Source organism: Bradyrhizobium sp. NBAIM03, assembly GCF_020194055.1.
GTDB classification, from domain to species: domain Bacteria; phylum Pseudomonadota; class Alphaproteobacteria; order Rhizobiales; family Xanthobacteraceae; genus Bradyrhizobium; species Bradyrhizobium yuanmingense.
Window position 1 is genome coordinate 47,574 of the sequence record NZ_JADYVS010000026.1, and the last position, 18,599, is coordinate 66,172.

An 18,599-nucleotide genomic window follows, 5' to 3' on the forward strand; every position below is an offset into this window, starting at 1 on the left:
GCGACGCATACTTCTGGGATGTCTATTGCATAAATCTCGCATGTCGCGAACTGAGATTAAGGGAGATAACAGGGTGATCTCTACTACTCTTGTAAGCATCGTCGTTGGGGTCGCAATAGAACGACGTAAGGCGAACAGCCAATGGCTCGATTTTCTGTGGCGACCTGCTTTTGTCTTCGCAGGCGAGCCGTCTGCCAAACCGTGGACCGTAATCGGAGACAATGGCAAAGCTAAGCTGTTTTACGCTGGCGAAGCTGTTATCGAGTTGCATCGCACCGAAACCACCGGCTACTGCGAAAATCTGTCGTCTGGCTCGCCCGCGCTTTGGGTCAAGGTTCGGCCTACAGGGTCAGATCCCCCATTAGAGTTGGTTGCGATTACTGCCGATCCGGCGGAAGGCGAGGCGTTTACCGATTCAGGCGATAGTCTGGTGGAAGCCGTGCCTATGCCGATCGGAATATACAATATCATCAGCCGTTTCGTTGCCGAGCATCACGTAGAGCGCGCTTTTGTCAAGCGACAGCGTATACGTTAGTGCTTCCTTGTTTTTGAGGGGCAGAATAGTGCGAGACGGTACTGTCTTTCTTCGATGGGCGCGGCTTAAGCAAAAGATAAAGGGGCACGATAACTCTGTACCGCAGCAAAAGGCCGCACGGAGCGCGTTTCAAAGTAAGGCCGATGGCGCATTTGCTCCAGCGGTTTTGCCGGCGGTCGAATCAATTTCCGATCGGACTGACATCTCCGCGTATCTACGCTGCGGTGTTCCGAAGTACTTGGCGCGTGCAGCACTACGTCGAGCTTGGACTGCTGACCCAGCCATCCGCGACTTCATCGGGATTGCCGACAATCAGTGGAATTTCAACGATCCTGACACAATGTCTGGATTTGGGCCGCTCGAGTTAACTGCTCCGATCTGGTCGCGTATTTGCAGAAGAGAGTGAGGCAGGAACCTGCCTCAATTGGAGATCCGGATGGGTTGATGTTCGAGCCGGAGGTTCTACCAACGAGTTCTCTCATCGAGCCGTCGGGTCCGCCTACTTAGGCCAGTGCCGAGTGACGGGCTTAAGGTCTCTGACTGCCCCTGTATAACTTCGCGTTCGCCAGCTGTGGCGGCCGAAATCAAACCCCGCGGACGGCGTAGCGCCATGGTAGCACTCTGCCGCGCTAAAGCGGGCGAAGTCGAAATGGGAATGTAGTTGTGGAGATCAAAGACGAGCTTGATCTGGCTAGGTCGAAAGAATACGCCTTGCTGGCGGCACTGCTGACGCGCAGCCCTGACGATCTCCTCTTGCGTCGAATCTCAGCAATAGCGGCAGATCAAAGCCCGTTGGGAGTAGCGCACGCCAACCTTGCTCATGCGGCCCATCGGTCAAATGAGCAGACCGCTGCGCGGGAGTTTTTTGCCCTTTTTTCAGGTTTGGGCAAAGAGGCGTTGCTCCCCTATGCATCCCACTATATGTCGCATACCTTGTATGGCAGGCCACTGGTACAATTACGTGAAACATTGCTGTCGCTGAACCTTGCGATGGCACAAGATCGAAACGAGCCGGAAGATCACGCGTCACTGGTGTGCGAAGTCATGGCCGCCATTGCCAGCGGGCGCGTCTCAGTGGACGCTGGTGCTGAGCGTGTCTTTTTTCACGAACACGTCTCAAGCTGGATGATCCAATTCTTCGATGATCTTGAACGGACAAGATCAGCAGACTTTTACGCCGCGGTCGGCAAGGTTGGGCGAACGTTCATCGATATCGAACTGAAGGCGTTTATACTCGCTAACTAACGGCGCTATCCGTAATCAAGCAAAAAGTCGAAAAGGAACATCATATCATGCGGGCTTTCGTCGCTTCGTTGTTCTGCGTCGTCCTTATCGCGGTCGCCTCTGCCGCTGTCATCGATCGCTACGTGCAGGAGACCGTCCTTGTGGCGTTCGCCGAGCATGGCGTGCGCCCTTAATTGTCATTGTCCATCAAGTGATAAGCACGCGCAGGTCAGGACTATTTGATGATACATCGTTTTGGTGCGTCTTTTGTTGTCTTGGTCCTGATCACGGCCCTTTCGATCGTCTACGTGAGGCGACCGCAGTCTATAGAGTTGTATGCTGCGGCAATGCCATCTTTGATCGAGATGCACGACCGTGCAGGCGTTCACGGACTTTCCGACGACAATCTAGATGATCAAGCACTTGTTTTTCCGGGCAAGCCAGAATGATATTTTGTGCTGCTCGGCCGAACCTCATTTTACCCAGCTGAACAGATGTCGAAAAGAAAAGCGCAAGTATGCGTGTTCCGTCGCCGATGAATTCGTGAGCCAAGCAAAGACGAAGCGAGAACAGGGAGCAAAAAAGGCAGGCTATGGCTTGGCCCTCAGTGTTGGGGGCGCCCGACCCAGGACGATATTTTCTCGCAACATCGCGCTCATTGCTCCGGTGCTGCGATGTTTCGGCGATCTTGGTCGAGGCGAACGCAAGGTACGTCCCAGTTGACTCTTCTGTCGTCCATCATCCTTACAGACTAATTGTTGAGCCGTCATTGTGGGCTAGAACACAACGGCTGTTGTACGCAGGAGAAGGCAGATGTCGGAAGGTTGGGACGCGACGACGCTCGCCCGGGCGCAGTTCGCTTTCACGATGTCGTTCCACATCGTGTTCCCAGCCTTTTCGATCGGGCTCGCCAGCTATCTCGCGGTCCTTGAGGCGCTATGGCTCGTCACCAAGCGCGAGGTCTTCATCAATCTGTTCAACTATTGGCTGAAGATTTTTGCCGTCGCCTTCGGCATGGGCGTGGTATCGGGCATTGTGATGTCCTACCAGTTCGGCACGAACTGGTCGGCCTTCTCCGACAAGACAGGGCCCGTGATCGGTCCGCTTATGGCCTATGAGGTGCTGACGGCGTTCTTCCTCGAGGCGGGCTTCCTCGGCGTCATGCTGTTCGGCCTCGACCGCGTCGGCCCGAGGCTGCATTTCTTTGCGACCCTGATGGTCGCTGTCGGGACGCTGATTTCGGCGTTCTGGATCTTGTCCGCCAATTCCTGGATGCAGACGCCGGCCGGCCATGCCGTCAATGATGCAGGCCAGTTTGTTGCGGCAGACTGGTTGAAGGTGATCTTCAACCCGTCCTTCCCATACCGTCTCGTGCACATGGTGCTTGCAGCCTATCTCACCACCGCCTTCGTAGTCGGCGGGGTGGGTGCCTGGCATCTGCTGCGCGACCAGCGTCTGGCCGGCCCGCGCGTGATGTTCTCAATGGCGATGTGGATGGCGACGATCGTAGCGCCAATCCAGATTTTTGCTGGCGACCAGCACGGGCTCAATACGCTGGAGCACCAGCCGGTTAAGATCATGGCGATGGAAGGCCATTTTGATAGCCATAAGGACGGCGCACCGCTGTACCTGTTCGGCTGGCCCAACCTGGCCGCAGGTAAACTGGATTACGCGATTGGCGTACCAAAGCTGGGCTCGCTGATCCTGAAACATTCGCTCGACGCGCCGATGGCCGGCCTTGACACTGTGCCGCGCGAGGACTGGCCGCCTGTCCCGATCACCTTCTGGTCGTTCCGCATCATGGTCGGCATGGGATTGTCGATGATGACGCTTGGCCTGCTCAGCCTGCTGATGCGGTTTCGCGGTACGCTGTATAGTTCTCGCCTGCTGCATCTGATTGCTGTGGCGATGGCGCCGTCGGGTTTTGTCGCGGTCCTCGCTGGTTGGATTACCACCGAGACCGGCCGACAGCCGTTCACCGTATATGGCCTGTTGCGGACCGCTGATTCGGTCTCGCCGCTGGCCGCGCCCGCGGTCGGCTCGTCGTTGATCGCTTTCATCATCGTCTATTTCGTCGTGTTCACAGCAGGCGCGATCTATCTGCTCCGCTTGATGGCACAGCCGCCGCATCATCGCGAGCAGGGGCCGCGCAGCGACGTGCCGGCGCGCGCCGCCGGTATCACGCCCGCCGCTGCCACTGCCGCCGAGGGAACGCTGAGATGATCACCATCGATCTTCCCGTGATCTGGGCCTTCATCATCGCGTTTGCGGTGTTCGTCTATGTTGTGATGGATGGTTTCGACCTCGGGCTCGGCATACTTTTTCCGCTGTTTCCGAAGAAGGCCGACCGCGACGTCATCATGAACAGCGTCGCGCCAGTCTGGGACGGCAACGAGACCTGGCTGGTGTTGGGCGGCGGGGGCCTGATGGCGGCTTTCCCGCTGGCTTATGCCGTCCTGATGCCGGCGCTCTACACGCCGATGATCGTGATGCTGCTCGGCCTCGTGTTCCGCGGTGTTGCCTTTGAATTCCGCTGGCGCACCCGGAGCGAACGCAACAAATGGGACCTCGCGTTTGCCGGCGGCTCACTGCTGGCCACGCTGGCGCAGGGCATTGCGCTCGGTGCTATCCTGCAGGGCATCCGTGTCACCGAGAGGCATTACGCCGGCGGCTGGTGGGACTGGCTGACACCGTTCTCGATCTTGACCGGCATTTCACTGGTCATCGGCTATACGCTGCTTGGCGCCACCTGGCTGGTGATGAAGACTGATGGCGAATTGCGCGCCCGGGCCTATCATCTGAGCTGGCTGCTCCTGGTCGCGATGTTGTGCGCTATCGGCATAGTCAGCATCGCAACCCCGCTCCTGAGCGTGCAATACACCCAGCGCTGGTTCGGCTGGCCGAACATCATCCTTACCGCGCTGGTGCCGATTGCGGTGGCGGCCGTTACCGCGCTACTGATGCGCAGCCTCGCCAACAAAGATGACTACAAACCGTTCTTCCTAACGCTCGCGCTATTTGCGCTGTCCTACGCGGGGCTCGGTATCAGCATGTATCCTTACATCGTGCCGCAGACTATAACGATCTGGCAGGCAGCCTCGCCGCACAACACTCAACTATTCATGCTGGGAGGCGTCGCGATCCTGATTCCTCTGATCCTCGGGTACACCGCATGGGCCTATTGGGTGTTCCGCGGAAAGGTCAGGGCTGGACAAGGCTATCATTGATGGCAAATGGACCCCCGGTGCAGGATCGGTCAACTTCAGGAACGCTGGCGCAGCGCGTGCTTTGGTTCGCGGTCCTCTGGCTCGGCGGCGTCGGCACCGTGCTGCTGATCTCCTACGGACTGCGGTTATGGATTGCGCCAGAATAGCATGCGCTCGCAGCTCTTGTGCTAGGACGCGAACCATCGGCAATGCCGCTGGCCGAACGCGCCAAATGGAATGATCCTGTCGACGGGTTGGGTCTCCGGCGATCGGATACCAGTTGAAACTTCGTGTTATTCGAGATCGGGCGTCGGCATCATGACGTCGAGCAGGCGCTCAATGCGAAAGGGATCGACGTCGACCGTGCATTTGCGCCGTTCGACTATTGAGTGCGTCTCTCAATCGGCCTGTCTGCAGGGAATGCGCGGGCGGCTGTCGGGGATCTGCTGAGAAAATCTTGATCATACGAGTGGGTTTTGTTGCGATTGTAATCGTCTGGAAATGGTGCTGCTCTGCGCGCGCAGAGCGCCAAGCCAGATGCTTCCTAAGACGGCTCTCGGAAACGTGTGCTGCAATTTCGGGTTGCCGTCTTATATGTTTGCGGCGAGCCGGTAAGATCGGAGTTACGAAAGCTGAGGTCAAGCCGCGCTCGCCGTCTAACTGGCACTAACGCGGTAAAATCGGTTCCTTGCCCCCAAGCGACAGCTCAGAGCGCCGGGTGCCTTTATGTCTCGTCGTCGAAGACGACATGACCATGCGGCATCTGGTGACCAATTATCTCGAAGACCACGACATTCGGACTCTCTCTGCTTCGCGACGAGAGGAAGTCCCGGCTCTCCTTCTCCGCAATCCACCGGACCTCGTAGTGCTCGACCTTCGTCTCGGTCAGGAGGACGGTCTGGACTTGCTGCGCGAGATACGCGCGCAATCGGATGTGCCGGTCATCATCACGACGGGGCATCGGCGCGACGAGATCGATCGCGTGGTTGGCCTCGAACTCGGAGCCGACGATTATTTAACGAAGCCTTTCAGCCTAAGGGAGCTCGTCGCTCGTATCAGAGCTGTTCTGAGGCGACGAGAGGCCGCTCCGGTCGCGGTCCAGCGTGATGTCGAGGAAGGCCGCTGGCGTTTTGGCAATTGGCAAATCGATCGGCGCTTGCGCCGCCTGACCAACGCGAAGGGCGAGCCAATCGCCCTCACAAAGGGTGAATATGCGCTGCTGATAGCCTTTCTCGATGCGCCGCAGAAGCCGTTGACCCGCGAGCATCTGCTGCAGGCGACGCGTCTGCACGACGACGTATACGACCGGAGCATCGATGTGCAGGTGCTTCGGCTGCGCCGCAAGCTCGAGACAGATCCAAGCGCCCCATCCGTCGTCCGGACCGAACGTGGTGTCGGCTATGTCTTCACGCTATCTGTGGAGCGGCTTTGACGATGGGGCAGTAAGGGGCCGCTCATTCGGTAACGGGCCAGGAACATCGCTCGCCCTTTCGAAGGCTCCTGGGATTCGTATTACAGATGTAGCCTTTTCGGCTCGCGTTGGAATGTCCGGGAAACGCGACGGCTGCAGAGTCTCCCATGCTCACGACATGGAGACGATCATGCTACCGCTCAAGAAGCCGACGGGCGACGATCTACAAAATGGCATGCCGACTCGATCTGGCAGGCGCACTCGCCAGGAACAAACGATCGTTAAGGCGGGGTTCTTGCCCCGGCTATCACGGATCAATCAAGCGGCGCTTCAACCCAAGCTGGGAAGGCGCATCAGGGAGGGTTTCGCGGGCTCGGTGATGTCCTTGGCCGAACCAATTGCCGATGTTGCACTCGCCGTCGGCTCCCTGCTGGTTGCGGAATTTCTTGCCAGCTGCGCCGCCTACGCCTGTGCGATGTATTCATCCCGCGATCTTGCGGAAGAAGGCGAAGCGCCGGTCGCGCCCAGACTCGCTCCTGATCAGCCGCGGAGTGATTGGGCGAAAGGGCACGCGGGGAAGCCGGCGCTAGATCGTCCGTCGGCCAAGCCTGTTGGTCGATGACGTGGAATCGCATCGGCCGCTACCGCTTCGGGATGCGGCGCCGTTGATGTACGACAGTCCGCCGGTCAGTGGTTTCTTGCTGCCGTCCCCAGCCTGGTATGCGTCGACTGTGCGGCGACGCTGGGCAGATCGATCGCGCGCGCAGGGCTGTGCGCCGCGCTCGGACCGAACTGCAGGCAGATCGACGATCGGCTCCTGCGAGACGTGGGGATCGGTCGTCTCGATATTGAAAGCGCAGCCAAAGGGAAAATCAACCTGGGATGAAGTGGATATTGGTAACCGTCTGTGTATCGACCTTGCTTGCAGGAGTGACGGTCGGCCCCGAGCCCTCGAGGGGACGGCCTTCGACGGCTTCGGCCGACGCGGATGGTGAGCCGATCACGCCGATCCCGCCGCCGCCGCTGGCCGATCCTCTAAAGCTCGCTCTGGGCGAGCGGTTGTTCGGCGATACGCGGCTTTCCGCCGATGGGACGTTTGCCTGTTCATCCTGCCACGACCTCCGCACCAATGGAGCAGATGGGGGCAAGAGGCGGAATCCAGAACCAGGCCAGCTCGACACGCCCACCGTGTTCAACGCAGCGCTGAGCTTTCGTCTGACGTGGGAAGGTCGCTACCGCACCCTTGCCGATCAGGCGGAAGCCTCGATCAGAAGCCCGGCCAACATGCGCAGCACAATTGAGGACGCCGTGCAGAAATTGCGGGCGGACACGGCTGTGAATAAGCAGTTTCGTGTTGCCTACGGCCGCGACGTCGATCGCGACAGCCTGCTAGATGCTATCTCGACGTTCGAGAAATCCCTGCTAACTCCGGACAGCCGCTTCGATCGGTGGCTCGCAGGCGATGCATCCGCGCTCTCCCCGGCCGAACTCTTCGGCTATAAGACCTTCAAGGCTTTCGGCTGCAGCGCGTGCCATCAAGGCGTCAATATCGGCGGCAATCTGATCGCTCGTCAGGGCATTTTCCGTCCTCTGGTTGCAGGCGGGCCGTTCCGGGTTCGTGTGCCGAGCTTGCGCAATGTCGCCGTGACCGGCCCATATTTTCACGACGGAAGCGCGGCCACTCTCGAGGAAGCTGTGCGTCGGATGGCGGCTGCGCAGCTCGATCGGACATTGAACGACGAGCAGGTTGCCTCGCTGGTCGCCTTCCTGGGCACCTTGACCGGCAATTTTCGTGGCAAACCCGTTCGCGAAGGGACGCCATGAGAAGCGCGCGATGGGTGCCAGTCGCGATCGGGCTGTCGGTTCTGCTCACCTGGTTCTCGTGGCGCGCGGCGAATCCGGAGGCGGAGCTTTATGACCGTGCACTGGCCGAGATCGATCGCTTCGGCATGATCGAGGACACGCTGTACCGTGACCTCTTCACCGCCCGGGCAGGCCTGCTGCGCAACTATGATCCCTTGGTCAGTGAGATCGATGGGCTACATCAGGCCATCGCCCGCTTGCGCGCAACTGCCCAGGTCGACAGCCAGACCACTGAGACGATCAACCGGCTCGCCGCTTCGGTGGATCGCCAGGAGGAACTGGTCGAGTGTTTCAAGAGCCGGAATGCGGTCCTGCACAACTCGTTGTCCTTCTTCGCGCGATTCGCGATGAATTCGGATCAGCACGATCTGGATTTCGCCATCAGGTCGGCCGCAACGGCCATCCTCCACCTGACACTGGACACGTCGTCGGTTGCGGTCAGGGAAGCCGAGGAGCGTCTGGATGAACTGGACGCGCAGGCGACCGGATCCGGGCAGGTGGCTCTGGTCGAGCCCTTCCTCGCTCATGGTCGTCTGCTGCACAGGTTGTTGCCTTCCGTCGACGACATCCTGAAAACGACACTGACGCTGCGACAAAAGCAGGATCAGGAGACCTTGCGCACGGCGATCCTGCACCGGGGGGTTGCCTCGCGACATTCGGCGCGCGTCTATCGCGTGATGCTCTACGGCTCCTCGATCGCGCTGGTGGCGCTCCTGATCTATCTAGGTCTCCGGTTGAAATCACGCGCCAACGCGCTGCATCGGCGCGCGGCGCTCGAGCACATCATTGCGGACATCTCGATGGGCTTCATCAATGCGACTCCGCAAGGTATTGAAGCGGAAATCCAGCGAGCGATTGCTTCGTTCGGGACATTTGCCGGATCCGATCGCGTCTATGTCGTCGTGTCCGGCATGACGACAGAGTGCTATCTGTGGCATCAGCCGGGCAGGGAGTTTCCGCCCGGTTGGCCCGAAGGCGCAATCGATTTGGCCTCCCGGATGGCCGACGGGGAAGGCGTCGTCCACGTGCCCGACGTGCGCCGCATGTCCGTGGGCGACAACAAGATCTTCCTGGAACGCATGGGCCTTGGGGGATGGGCCTGTGCGATCAACAGCGATCGCCAAGGTCGCATGATCGCCTTCGGCTTCGATGCCGTCGGTTGCAAATGTCGCGTGGCTCATACCGACGAGCTCGTTCTCTTGCGCATGGCTTTGGATACCTTCATCCATGCGGTCGAGCGACAGACTGTCGAGGAGGAACGGAACCGGCTGCAGAAGCGCTTGCAGCAGGCGCGCCGCATGGAGAGGATCGGCACCTTTACCAGCGGTATCGCGCACAACTTCAACAACATCCTGGGAGGCATTCTCGGGCATGCCGAAGTGATGGAAGAGCACGCCCGTCTCAGCTCGCCGCTGGTGCGCCATCTCGCCGGGATCCGGCGAAGCGCGGACCGCGCCCGCGACCTCGTCAGTCAAATCCTGATATTCGGTCGTCGCAGCGACATCCGTCGCAATCCCGTCAGCATTGGGGCGCTTGTCGCCGAAACAGTTTCGCTGTTGCGCGTTGCGCTCCCGCCCCGGATTGAAATCGTCGTCAGACAGCATCCGGCAGGATTGATCGTCTCTGGCGATAGCGTGCAGCTGCAACAGGTCATCATGAACTTGTGCAACAACGCGGCGAACGCGATACCGGAGACGGGGCGAATCGAGATCGAGCTGCACGAGGTGCTCGATCCGACCTGTCTCAGCCACGACACGATCGAGCCCGGCCAGTACGTGCGAATGTCCGTTTTGGACACGGGAGTGGGCATGGACGGTGCGACACTGGACCGGATTTTCGAGCCGTTCTTCACGACGAGGTCCAGCGGAAACGGATTGGGACTCGCAACGGTCAAGGAGATCATCCTCGATCACGGCGGAGGCATCAACGTGCGCAGTTGTCCAGGCGAGGGCAGTCATTTCGACATCTGGTTGCCGCGGGCAACGGCAGTGGTCTCTGCGGAGCCGCCGCCGCCGGCACATCTGACGGGACAAGGCAAGGTCGTGATGCTCGTAGCCGGTGACCGTCATCGCCTGCTCACCGACGAGGAAATGCTGGCTGCGCTCGGCTTCGAAGCCGTGGGCTTCGCGACGGTCGAAGCTGCACGTGCTGCGGCCAAAGCAGCTCCAAGCCGGTTCGACATCGTAGTCGTCGGGCCGGTCTGCGCACTGGGGCAATCGCCTGAACTGGCGACCATGCTGCACAACGAGCTTCCGTCTGTTCCGATCATCCTTGCGACCAGAACGGCGTTCGAGATCAGCGCCGATGCGTTGTTGGCAGCCGGAATTTCCGACGTGGTGCGTTGGCCCCTCGTTGCCGAGGAGATTGCCATCGTCCTGTCGCAGGTCTTCCGGGCCTGCGAGCCCGGGGTTTCGCGACGGCCGAAATCGCAAGCCTCGGTGGCGCTCGCCAATGTGATCGCGTGCGGAGGAATGGAGGAGACGGAGGAGCCGGCGCGCCAAACCGGCAGTATGACGAATGGACCCAAAGGGAAAGGCGGGTGAAGCGCGACCGCGGAGCGGGAGAAAGGTTAGACAAATTAGCAGCGGGGATTCCGGATCGCGCCGCTGGTATCGATCGTATGCAATCGCAGCCGACGGTTGGCGGGACGGGCGACCAGGAAATATAGGAGGAGTGCGAGGAGCGACGACGCGGCCATCGCCGCCGTCATCGAGAACGCGGTCCGTCCATCGAAGCAAGCTGCCACCAGTCCGCTCGATATGGCCCCGGCGATGAGTTGGATGCTTCCGGCAGCCGCGCTGACGGAACCGGCGATGTCGGGAAGATGTTGCATCGTGGCGCTCATCAAGTTCGGCAGGCTGAGCCCGAAGCCCAGCGCGACCGCCATCAGCAGCGCGGCAACGGGCCCCGTGGGCATCCACCCGGTCAATGTCATCGCCAGCAGGGCGACGCTGGCCGCTGCCGACAGCGTCAGCCCGGTGGCGAGCATGCCTGCCGAAGATATCCCGCGCCGGGCCAGCCGCCCGTCGAGGAAGGCGCCGGCCATCACGGCAGCCGAGCAAGCGGCGAAGATAAGGCCATATTGCCCAGGTGAGAGACCGACGGCTCCGACGAAGAAGAGGGAGGATCCAGTGACGTAGGCAAACACCGTCGCGCCGCCGGCCGCGCCGACCAGAATGTAAGAGAACGACCCCGGATGCGTCAGGACGCGGTGATAGCTTTCGATCACGGCGGTGGGCACCAGGCGGGCGGACGGAGCGATCGTCGCGGTGTCGGCGAAGCGAAACATCACCACCACGAGCAGCATGAAGCCCATCGTAGCCTGGGCCGCATAGATCGACCGCCAGCCCGCCGTCGCAAGCAGGGCGGCGCCTGCCGTCGGAGCGATCACCGTAGCGATGTTGACCGCGACCATGACGTTGGCGATTCGGGTTCGTGCAGCGTCGCCAGCGAAGAGATCACGTATGATGGCAAAGATGGTGATGGTCGCGGCGGCGCCGATACCTTGAATGAAGCGGCACAGCAACAGAACTTGCAGCGAGCTGGAAAGCGCACAGCCGAGACTGGCGGCGACGAACAGCGCAAGGCCAAATGCCAGGACTGGCTTCCGGCCGAAACGGTCCGAGACGGGTCCATAGATCAGCGGAGCTGTTGCAAGGCTGACCATGAAGGCGCTCACTGTCAGCCCGACGTCCGATGCTCTCGCGCCAAAGGTGGTCCCGGTGGCTGCCAGCGCCGGCAGATTGATGTCGATGCTGGAATACGGCACGGTCGCCAGCATCCCGAGCAGCAGAACGTAGGCGAAGGAGTCAGGTTCGATGCGCATGAACGAACATCCGTGGTTATTGACGAACCCTGATGGCGGGACGGAGGGCGGTGGCACCGTCCTCCGTCGCCGCGGCTGGCTACCCGATCACCCGCGCCGGCCGGCGCGCCGATCCCGGTTCGGCGCGCCCGAGCGGAGGCGTGACAACCTGTTATCGTCTGCAACGAGTTCGCGGATGATCCGGTGAACTTCCTTCCGCGTATCGATCCCTGCAAACTCGTCCGCGATCTGCAACGCGCGCAATCGATAGCGTGGCACGTCGAGCACTGTCCGCACCGCCTCGCGCAAAGCTTCCGGCGTCGGCTCGTTGGTCGCTAGATCGATGCCGACACCGGACCAAGCGACCCGCGCGTTGACGTCGGCCTTGTCTTCGGTCAGTCCTGCGGTAACCAGGGGAATGCCGAAGCTCATAGCCTGGTTGACACTCCCGTAGCCGCCGTTGGTGACGAGCACATCGACCTTCGGTAGTAGCCATTCGAACGGCAAATAGCTTGCGACACGTGCGTTCGACGGCACTTTGCCGGGAATGGCGTCGGTCGTACGGCCGCCCGCCGTCGCGATCACCAGGATGTCGGGCTCGTTGGCGAGAGCTGCCAGGGTCGGGGCGACCAGCAAATTGAAGTTGTGATTGGCTACTGTCCCCTGCGTCACGAGCACGACTTTGCGCGAGCCGTCGAGGTCCTTCGCCCAAGGCGGCGGCGGGACCTGGTTGGCAATAATCGGAGGCGTCCCGACGAAATGCACCGAAGATGGCACGTCGCGTGGAAATTCGAAGCTCGGCACCGACAGTTGCAGATAGGAATCGGCGAGAGCGACCACGGAATGGAATAGCGGTATCGCGATCGGTCCGACTCCGAGACCGTGCAACGCGCGGTTCAGGCGCAGCAAGACCGGTTGATCGACAACCGAGTCATACTCCCGCGCCAGGGTTACATACCGATCCCGGTCCACGTCAGTTTTTGCCGGGGGCAAGCCGAGGAAATTAGGAGCACCGTCCTCACGGGCCCAATGCAGAATCGAGGTGCCGCACAACGCGATGGGGGGCCGATGCGAGCGCGGTCCGAGCAGCATCGGCAAGATACCGAAGAGCATGTCGTCGGCGACGATGATGTCCGCGGGAAATTGCCGCAACGCCTCCAGCAACCCCTGGTGCTGCGCCGGAATGGCGTCGACGAAGATGCGCTCGAAAGCGACACGCAGCCACTCCAGCCCCGGGGGAATGGCCTTGAGTTCGGGGACCAGCGAGAAGACGTCGTTCGGATCGAAATCTGCGCCCTCGGGAAAAGGAAAGAACTTGATGCTGCTGGCCTCGACGCGGGCCCGAAAGGCTGTGCCTGTCACGAGTGCAATCTCGTGGCCTTCGGCAACCAGGATTTGAGTGATCGCCAGCAGTGGATTGAGATGGCCCGTTGCGGGCGTTGACGCGATAAGAATCTTCATGTGAGCTTACCTCTTGATGATCGGGTGCGCGGTCGCTACAGGGCGGCCGATTGACTGCGCAAGCCGAATTGACCGGATCGCCGTTACACAAGCGCTTCCGCCGGCCATCGAATCGTTACACCGGAAACGCATCGTGACGTGGTCGGGGCCGACGCTGCGCGGACAACCGATCGGGTTGCCGCAAAGACTTCCGATCGCAGCGCGGGCAGCTGCTCGTGAAAACGGAAACGTAACGCCTTTCCGCTGGTGCGGCGGTCCGAGTGTCGGGCGCCGTCGAGTTCGGCATGGCGCGGATCACAATGCTTCACGTTTGCGACATCCGGCGGACGTGGTCGCAGAAACGGCGGATTACGGAATCATTGGGGCGCGAGAGACGGTGCCGAAGCGTCGCAACGTTCTGTCGTCGCTCGGTTTTCTTGAACGATACTCGATCGTGAACTTGGTTCTGCTGGTGCCGTCAGATATTGAGAGTGACATATGTCTGCAGAGGTCGGCCACATAGTGGTTGTCGATGACGATCCCACTTTGCGGCAGATGGTGATCAGGTACTTGGAAGAGCACAACATTCCGGCCAAGGCGGCGGTCAACAGGTCTGAACTCAACCGATATCTTGAGACCGGCCAGCCCACCCTGATCATCCTCGACCTGCGCCTCGGTCAAGACGACGGTCTGGATCTGTTGCGAGAGATCCGCTTGCATTCCGATGTGCCGGTAATCATTACGACTGGCCACCGTCCCGACGAGATCGATCGTATCGTCGGCCTTGAGCTCGGCGCCGACGATTACATCATCAAGCCCTTCTCCCTGAGAGAGCTCATGGCACGCGTCCGGGCAGTGTTGCGGCGGCAAAAGGCGAGCCGTGTTGCGCACGCTCCGGCTCTTGAGCGGGGAGGTTACCGATTCGACGGTTGGAAGCTCGAGCGCCGTAGCCGAAGGCTCGTCGATCCAAATGAAGTGACGGTCCCGCTCAGCAAAGGAGAGTATGCCCTGTTGCTTGCCTTCCTTGATGCGCCTCAGCGTCCGCTGACCCGTGAGCAGCTGCTTCAGGCGACGCGGGTCCATGAGGACATTTTTGATCGCAGCATCGACGTCCAGGTGTTGCGACTGAGGCGTAAGCTTGAGGTCGATCCGACTGCACCGCGCGTCATCCAGACCCAGCGCGGTATCGGCTACGTCTTCGCAGTTCCGGTGGATTTGTTCTAAATACGTTCGGCTGATTGCAGTTGTAACGCTTTTGTCGAGAACGGTGATCTCGGTGTAACGGCGGGCTTGCACATTGGTCACCACTAACAGCATGTGGGCGATCAATGATGATGACGCATTCTTGAAACGTGGCCAGGCTCGGACCGGAGCTTTGCAACCTCGTCGGCGATCCTTGCGTTCACGGAAGGGTTTGCGTTCCATCGTGCGGCGTTGAGTTTGACCGACGGCCGCCCTTACGAATGCAACGAAGTTCGAGCGTGGAGCAATCGATGGCGTCAACTGGGTAGTCTGACGGGAAAGTCAAATTGTACTGGAATATAGCTGGCTAAACGGGGGCGTAGAGCCCACAGGGATCGTCCAGAGAATCGTGCAGGTCTCAATGAAGGCCAGCAAGGTCGGCCGCAGGGCGATCAACAATTGGAGATCCCGTGTGAGGAGACAGGCGTGAATAAGCAAAGCAAGTCGATAGGCCCCGGGTTTGAGGTGCCAGGCGTTGAGGAACTAAGAGTCAAGTTCGAGCCGCACTTGGCCGAGATGGAGACCATCCGCCGACTGCCGGACGCGCTCGTTCAGCAACTGCAAACGATGGGCGTCTTCCGAATGCTGGCACCCCAGCAGTTTGGGGGGCAAGAGCTGGCTTTTCCGACTGCGCTGGAACTGGTCAGACGCATTTCGATCATCGACGGCTCGATCGGCTGGATCGCGGCGATCAGTAGCGGCGCATGCCTGGTGTTGCCCCGGCTATCAACATCCTCTCTTGGCGAGATATACAGTCGCGGCGCAGACCAGGTAATCGCCGGCTCGGCTCAACCGCAAGGGGTTGGAAAGCGCGTGCCGGGTGGTTGGCGAGTCAGCGGCCGGTGGCCTTTGGCAAGTGGATGCAACGCGGCAAACTGGATCATCGCTGGCTTCAAGGATGGTGAGCCGAATGCCGACGAAAAGCCGACCACGAAGCAGATGCTTCTTCGCTCCGACCTATATACCATCGAGGATACTTGGAAGGCGTTGGGCCTGCGCGGGACCGGAAGCCACCACATCTCGGTCTCGGATGCATTCGTGGCCGACGATTTCGTTCTAACTCTCGGGCCCGGCGAGCTTTCCGTTGATGCACCATTGTATCGCCACCCTGCGCATTTGATCGCTTTGGGACATGGGGCCGTACATCTCGGCATCGCACAGGCCGCGGTCTCAGACCTCGTCGCGGTCGAGCACGAACGGGCGAACGACATGTCGGGCCGACGAGACCTGATCAACTTCGAACTTGGAAAGTGTCATAGTCGGTTGAAAGCGGCGCAAGCTGTCTTCAACATTCAGGTAAGCTCCAACTGGTCAGACGCAAATAACAACGTCCCACCAAACCCCGTAACCCTTGGAGAGACCGTGCAGACGCTTGTCTACATTGCTGCCGAAGCACTGGATATTGTTCGGACCTGCTTCGAGCTTGCCGGAAGCGTAGCGATCTACGACAATTTTCCACTCCAGAGAAGACTTCGCGATATCCAGGTCGCCACGCAGCATGGCCTCATTCAACGGGCAAATTGGATGGCGGGTGGCAAAGCGCTTCTGGCGGGAGACGGCATTGCTAGTCTGAACAATCCGTTCCTCTCTGCTCTTGCAGCCGACTAGCGGCAACGCTTCTCGTATCGCGGCGGCTCTCAATGCCGGAGTTCACGGCATGGTTGGGTGTGTGAGTGAAACTGTTGCGGTGTCGGCGCAAGTTTGCAGTCGACCCAACTGTTAGATTGTTCCAACTGCGGCCAGCAGATTTCATCTGCAACGCCTTTGCCGAGGACTGTGATCTAGGTGTAACGGCCGGCGTAGACATTGGTCTCCACAAACAGCGCGTGGGAGATCCATGATGAAGACGCATTCTCAAAAGGTGGTCAAGCTAGTTCGTCCGGATGGCACGGGGCGCGATGGCCAAGATACGCCCGCATTATCGGGACGCTCCAGCGCGAGGCGTCTGGATGTCGACCGCATCGGAACACAGGGGCTCTCGGACTCCAGCGCGCATAGAGCGCCGGATGAAGCCAAGCCGGACCGGGGCGGTATAATATGGTCGGTGATCCTCGCCTTCATGGAAGGGTTTGCGCTCTATGGTGCGGCGTTGCATCCGACCGCGGCCATGCCGGTCCACGAGATCCTGGCGGCGCGAAGAGATCGGGAGCCGAACCAGCCGGTAGATCGCGTCGGTCGGCTCGGTGCCGAGGACGACGGCAAGGTCATGCAATGCGTTCTGCCGCGCAAGGCGCAACCGGAGCGACGTTACAATTGGCTACGCTCGGCCGGTGATAAGCTGGCGCTCTTGCGATTGCATCTGCGGCGAGAGGGAAAGGTCAGGGGTGCAGTTCCTGCTTTGATGAAACTCGACGACCGGACGTTACGCGATATCGGAATCCATGGACGTTCGGAAATCGAGTGGGCAGTAAGGCGCTGTTATGATTGCTGCGATGACCGCCTTGACGATGCTGCGCCGATCCCGGGTCGCGCTGCCGAGCCACCAGCCGTAAATCGCTTCGCCGCTGGTTACGATTGTAACGAATTTCCGTCGTTTGGAAATCGGGATGTAAGGCGTGAGGGTCTCTAATGAGACATCCGGGTCAAGGAGAGTAACGCCATGGCAGAGATAATGCGCGTAGAGGATCGCGAGGCACTTGCTGCTGTTGAAGACCTGCCGGTTCTCACTGCCGCAGAGCTCGACGCGGATCCTCACGGTATGTTCCGTAGGTATCGTGCCGCCTATCCCGTTGTGAGGCATGAAACGGGAGGTTATTTCGTGCTCCGCCATGCAGACATCGAGCGGCTTAGCACCGATGCCCGTATGGCAGCATCGGAAACCGCCCGCCCGGAACTGTTTGGGGTCACGGAGGGAGCGCTGTTTGACCTCTTCAAGCAGGGAATGCTCACCGCAAACGGTGCCGTTCACCGCCGCCGTCGCTCACCGTTCTCCAGAAGCTTTGCGGCTCGAACGATGGCCGATTTGCGACCGCATATACGGCGCGCCTCGGACGAGTTGATTGAGAGCTGGTATACCGATGGTCAGGTCGAATTTGTCGATCGGTTCGCAACTCAACTTCCGGCCCGCGTCATTGGCGATCTTCTCGGCCTGCCGCGGGCTGATATCCCGTCCTTTACAGAACTTGTCTACGCGGTGACCCGATTTCTCAGCACCAGTATATTGCCGGACGAAGTTCCCGAATCGGAGTCGGCGTGCCAAAAGTTGCGCATCTACGTGGAGAGGACGCTCGAAGACCGGCGGCGCACCCCCCGTGACAATTTCCTCTCTGATTTCCTGGCGAAGGCCGACGCAGCCGGCGAGTTGTCGCCACTCGAGATCGTATTCCAGATCGTGCAGTTGATCATCGGCGGCACGGATACGACTCGCGTCGCCGTCGTCATGCAACTGGCGCTTCTTCTCCAGCACAGGGAGCAATGGGACGCTGTGTGTCGCGATCCTTCGTTGATCCCGGACGCAGTTGCGGAAGCAATGCGATTCGAGCCGAGCGTGGCATCGTTCAGCAGGGTGACGACTGAAGACATCGAGGTCAGCGGCGCTGTTCTTCCAGCCCGGCAATTCGTCCTCTTGTCGACCATGTCCGCCGCGCGTGACGAAGAGGCCTATGAACGACCCCACGTCTTCGACATTCGCCGAACCGACCAGCCACGGTTGCTTCCCATCTTTGGAGCCGGTGCCCATCGCTGCCTCGGTGAGGCGCTGGCGCGTATCGAACTAGAGGAGAGTCTGGCGGCGCTCGCGGCCAGAATACCTCAACTCCGATTGGATGAAGCGCCTACGATTAGAGGCCACAGCGGCATCCGTCGCATCGACATCATGCGAATATCCTGGCAGCCGTGAGACGTGGTTGGGCCATTTGTTTCGAATGACCGGTT

Annotated in this window: 18 protein-coding genes; 16 read left to right on the forward strand and 2 right to left on the reverse strand. The window is 60.1% G+C overall.

The features are described from left to right. Window positions 1–73 precede the first annotated feature (73 nt). The 12 genes from I6F21_RS29755 (at window position 74) to I6F21_RS29805 (ending at window position 10,782) form a co-directional block, all read left to right on the forward strand. Window positions 74–535, forward strand: coding sequence for a DUF3305 domain-containing protein (locus I6F21_RS29755; RefSeq protein ID WP_225183892.1), 462 nt, complete (start codon window positions 74–76; stop codon window positions 533–535). Between the two features lie 28 nt (window positions 536–563). Continuing rightward, window positions 564–941 carry a DUF3306 domain-containing protein gene (locus tag I6F21_RS29760; protein WP_225183893.1) on the forward strand — a complete coding sequence of 126 codons (378 nt, stop codon included), beginning with the start codon at window positions 564–566 and terminating at the stop codon, window positions 939–941. Between the two features lie 257 nt (window positions 942–1,198). Further along, entirely contained in the window at window positions 1,199–1,780 is a 582-nt protein-coding gene (locus tag I6F21_RS29765; protein WP_225183894.1) for a molecular chaperone TorD family protein, read from the forward strand. 47 nt (window positions 1,781–1,827) lie between these two features. Continuing rightward, window positions 1,828–1,953, forward strand: a complete 126-nt coding sequence (locus I6F21_RS38900) for a hypothetical protein (protein WP_276573625.1) — start codon at window positions 1,828–1,830, stop codon at window positions 1,951–1,953. Window positions 1,954–2,001: 48 nt separating this feature from the next. Then, window positions 2,002–2,208 carry a hypothetical protein gene (locus I6F21_RS29770; protein WP_225183895.1) on the forward strand — a complete coding sequence of 69 codons (207 nt, stop codon included), beginning with the start codon at window positions 2,002–2,004 and terminating at the stop codon, window positions 2,206–2,208. A 364-nt stretch (window positions 2,209–2,572) separates the two neighbouring features. Further along, on the forward strand, window positions 2,573–3,982 hold the full coding sequence (locus I6F21_RS29775) for a cytochrome ubiquinol oxidase subunit I (RefSeq protein ID WP_225183896.1): 1,410 nt from the start codon (window positions 2,573–2,575) through the stop codon (window positions 3,980–3,982). Continuing rightward, window positions 3,979–4,986 carry a cytochrome d ubiquinol oxidase subunit II gene (gene cydB, locus I6F21_RS29780; protein WP_249787571.1) on the forward strand — a complete coding sequence of 336 codons (1,008 nt, stop codon included), beginning with the start codon at window positions 3,979–3,981 and terminating at the stop codon, window positions 4,984–4,986. Before I6F21_RS29775 ends, cydB begins: the two co-directional genes overlap by 4 nt. Continuing rightward, on the forward strand, window positions 4,986–5,132 hold the full coding sequence (locus I6F21_RS29785; protein ID WP_225183897.1) for a DUF2474 domain-containing protein: 147 nt from the start codon (window positions 4,986–4,988) through the stop codon (window positions 5,130–5,132). Before cydB ends, I6F21_RS29785 begins: the two co-directional genes overlap by 1 nt. Window positions 5,133–5,644: 512 nt before the next feature. Beyond that, on the forward strand, window positions 5,645–6,397 hold the full coding sequence (locus I6F21_RS29790; protein ID WP_346656843.1) for a response regulator: 753 nt from the start codon (window positions 5,645–5,647) through the stop codon (window positions 6,395–6,397). A 169-nt stretch (window positions 6,398–6,566) separates the two neighbouring features. Beyond that, window positions 6,567–6,998 (forward strand): hypothetical protein, encoded by a 432-nt coding sequence (locus I6F21_RS29795; protein WP_225183899.1) that lies wholly within the window; start codon window positions 6,567–6,569, stop codon window positions 6,996–6,998. Window positions 6,999–7,258: 260 nt separating this feature from the next. Further along, a complete protein-coding gene (locus tag I6F21_RS29800) occupies window positions 7,259–8,200 on the forward strand; it encodes a cytochrome c peroxidase (RefSeq protein WP_225183900.1) in 942 nt (313 codons plus the stop codon). A 14-nt stretch (window positions 8,201–8,214) separates the two neighbouring features. Next, the gene (locus I6F21_RS29805) at window positions 8,215–10,782 is read left to right on the forward strand and encodes a two-component system VirA-like sensor kinase (RefSeq protein WP_346656839.1); all 2,568 of its coding nucleotides are present in this window, start codon (window positions 8,215–8,217) and stop codon (window positions 10,780–10,782) included. 35 nt (window positions 10,783–10,817) lie between these two features. Here I6F21_RS29805 and I6F21_RS29810 read toward each other — a convergent pair whose 3' ends face one another. Together I6F21_RS29810 and I6F21_RS29815 are read right to left on the reverse strand one after the other, a co-directional pair. Next, entirely contained in the window at window positions 10,818–12,065 is a 1,248-nt protein-coding gene (locus I6F21_RS29810) for a multidrug effflux MFS transporter (RefSeq protein WP_225183902.1), read from the reverse strand. An 87-nt stretch (window positions 12,066–12,152) separates the two neighbouring features. Continuing rightward, the gene (locus I6F21_RS29815; protein ID WP_225183903.1) at window positions 12,153–13,505 is read right to left on the reverse strand and encodes a nucleotide disphospho-sugar-binding domain-containing protein; all 1,353 of its coding nucleotides are present in this window, start codon (window positions 13,503–13,505) and stop codon (window positions 12,153–12,155) included. A 477-nt stretch (window positions 13,506–13,982) separates the two neighbouring features. Between I6F21_RS29815 and I6F21_RS29820 the strand changes: the two genes are divergently transcribed. From I6F21_RS29820 to I6F21_RS29835, 4 genes are all read left to right on the forward strand, one after another. Continuing rightward, on the forward strand, window positions 13,983–14,708 hold the full coding sequence (locus I6F21_RS29820) for a response regulator (protein ID WP_225183904.1): 726 nt from the start codon (window positions 13,983–13,985) through the stop codon (window positions 14,706–14,708). Window positions 14,709–15,152: 444 nt separating this feature from the next. Beyond that, window positions 15,153–16,334 (forward strand): acyl-CoA dehydrogenase family protein, encoded by a 1,182-nt coding sequence (locus I6F21_RS39090; RefSeq protein ID WP_225183905.1) that lies wholly within the window; start codon window positions 15,153–15,155, stop codon window positions 16,332–16,334. A gap of 229 nt (window positions 16,335–16,563) precedes the next feature. Next, window positions 16,564–17,295 (forward strand): DUF1127 domain-containing protein, encoded by a 732-nt coding sequence (locus I6F21_RS29830; RefSeq protein WP_225183906.1) that lies wholly within the window; start codon window positions 16,564–16,566, stop codon window positions 17,293–17,295. A 30-nt stretch (window positions 17,296–17,325) separates the two neighbouring features. Beyond that, window positions 17,326–18,564: a cytochrome P450 gene (locus I6F21_RS29835; protein WP_225183907.1), complete on the forward strand. Its 1,239-nt coding sequence runs from the start codon at window positions 17,326–17,328 to the stop codon at window positions 18,562–18,564. Window positions 18,565–18,599: the final 35 nt, after the last annotated feature.

Bases quoted from the DNA above. Each gene is read 5' to 3' on its own strand.
- I6F21_RS29835 (WP_225183907.1), top strand. From the start codon at position 17,326: ATGGCAGAGATAATGCGCGTAGAGGATCGCGAGGCACTTGCTGCTGTT.
- I6F21_RS29830 (WP_225183906.1), top strand. From the start codon at position 16,564: ATGATGAAGACGCATTCTCAAAAGGTGGTCAAGCTAGTTCGTCCGGAT.
- I6F21_RS29815 (WP_225183903.1), bottom strand. From the start codon at position 13,505: ATGAAGATTCTTATCGCGTCAACGCCCGCAACGGGCCATCTCAATCCA.
- I6F21_RS29775 (WP_225183896.1), top strand. From the start codon at position 2,573: ATGTCGGAAGGTTGGGACGCGACGACGCTCGCCCGGGCGCAGTTCGCT.
- I6F21_RS29800 (WP_225183900.1), top strand. From the start codon at position 7,259: ATGAAGTGGATATTGGTAACCGTCTGTGTATCGACCTTGCTTGCAGGA.
- I6F21_RS29785 (WP_225183897.1), top strand. From the start codon at position 4,986: ATGGCAAATGGACCCCCGGTGCAGGATCGGTCAACTTCAGGAACGCTG.
- I6F21_RS38900 (WP_276573625.1), top strand. From the start codon at position 1,828: ATGCGGGCTTTCGTCGCTTCGTTGTTCTGCGTCGTCCTTATCGCGGTC.
- I6F21_RS29810 (WP_225183902.1), bottom strand. From the start codon at position 12,065: ATGCGCATCGAACCTGACTCCTTCGCCTACGTTCTGCTGCTCGGGATG.
- I6F21_RS29795 (WP_225183899.1), top strand. From the start codon at position 6,567: ATGCTACCGCTCAAGAAGCCGACGGGCGACGATCTACAAAATGGCATG.
- I6F21_RS29820 (WP_225183904.1), top strand. From the start codon at position 13,983: ATGTCTGCAGAGGTCGGCCACATAGTGGTTGTCGATGACGATCCCACT.
- cydB (WP_249787571.1), top strand. From the start codon at position 3,979: ATGATCACCATCGATCTTCCCGTGATCTGGGCCTTCATCATCGCGTTT.
- I6F21_RS29770 (WP_225183895.1), top strand. From the start codon at position 2,002: ATGATACATCGTTTTGGTGCGTCTTTTGTTGTCTTGGTCCTGATCACG.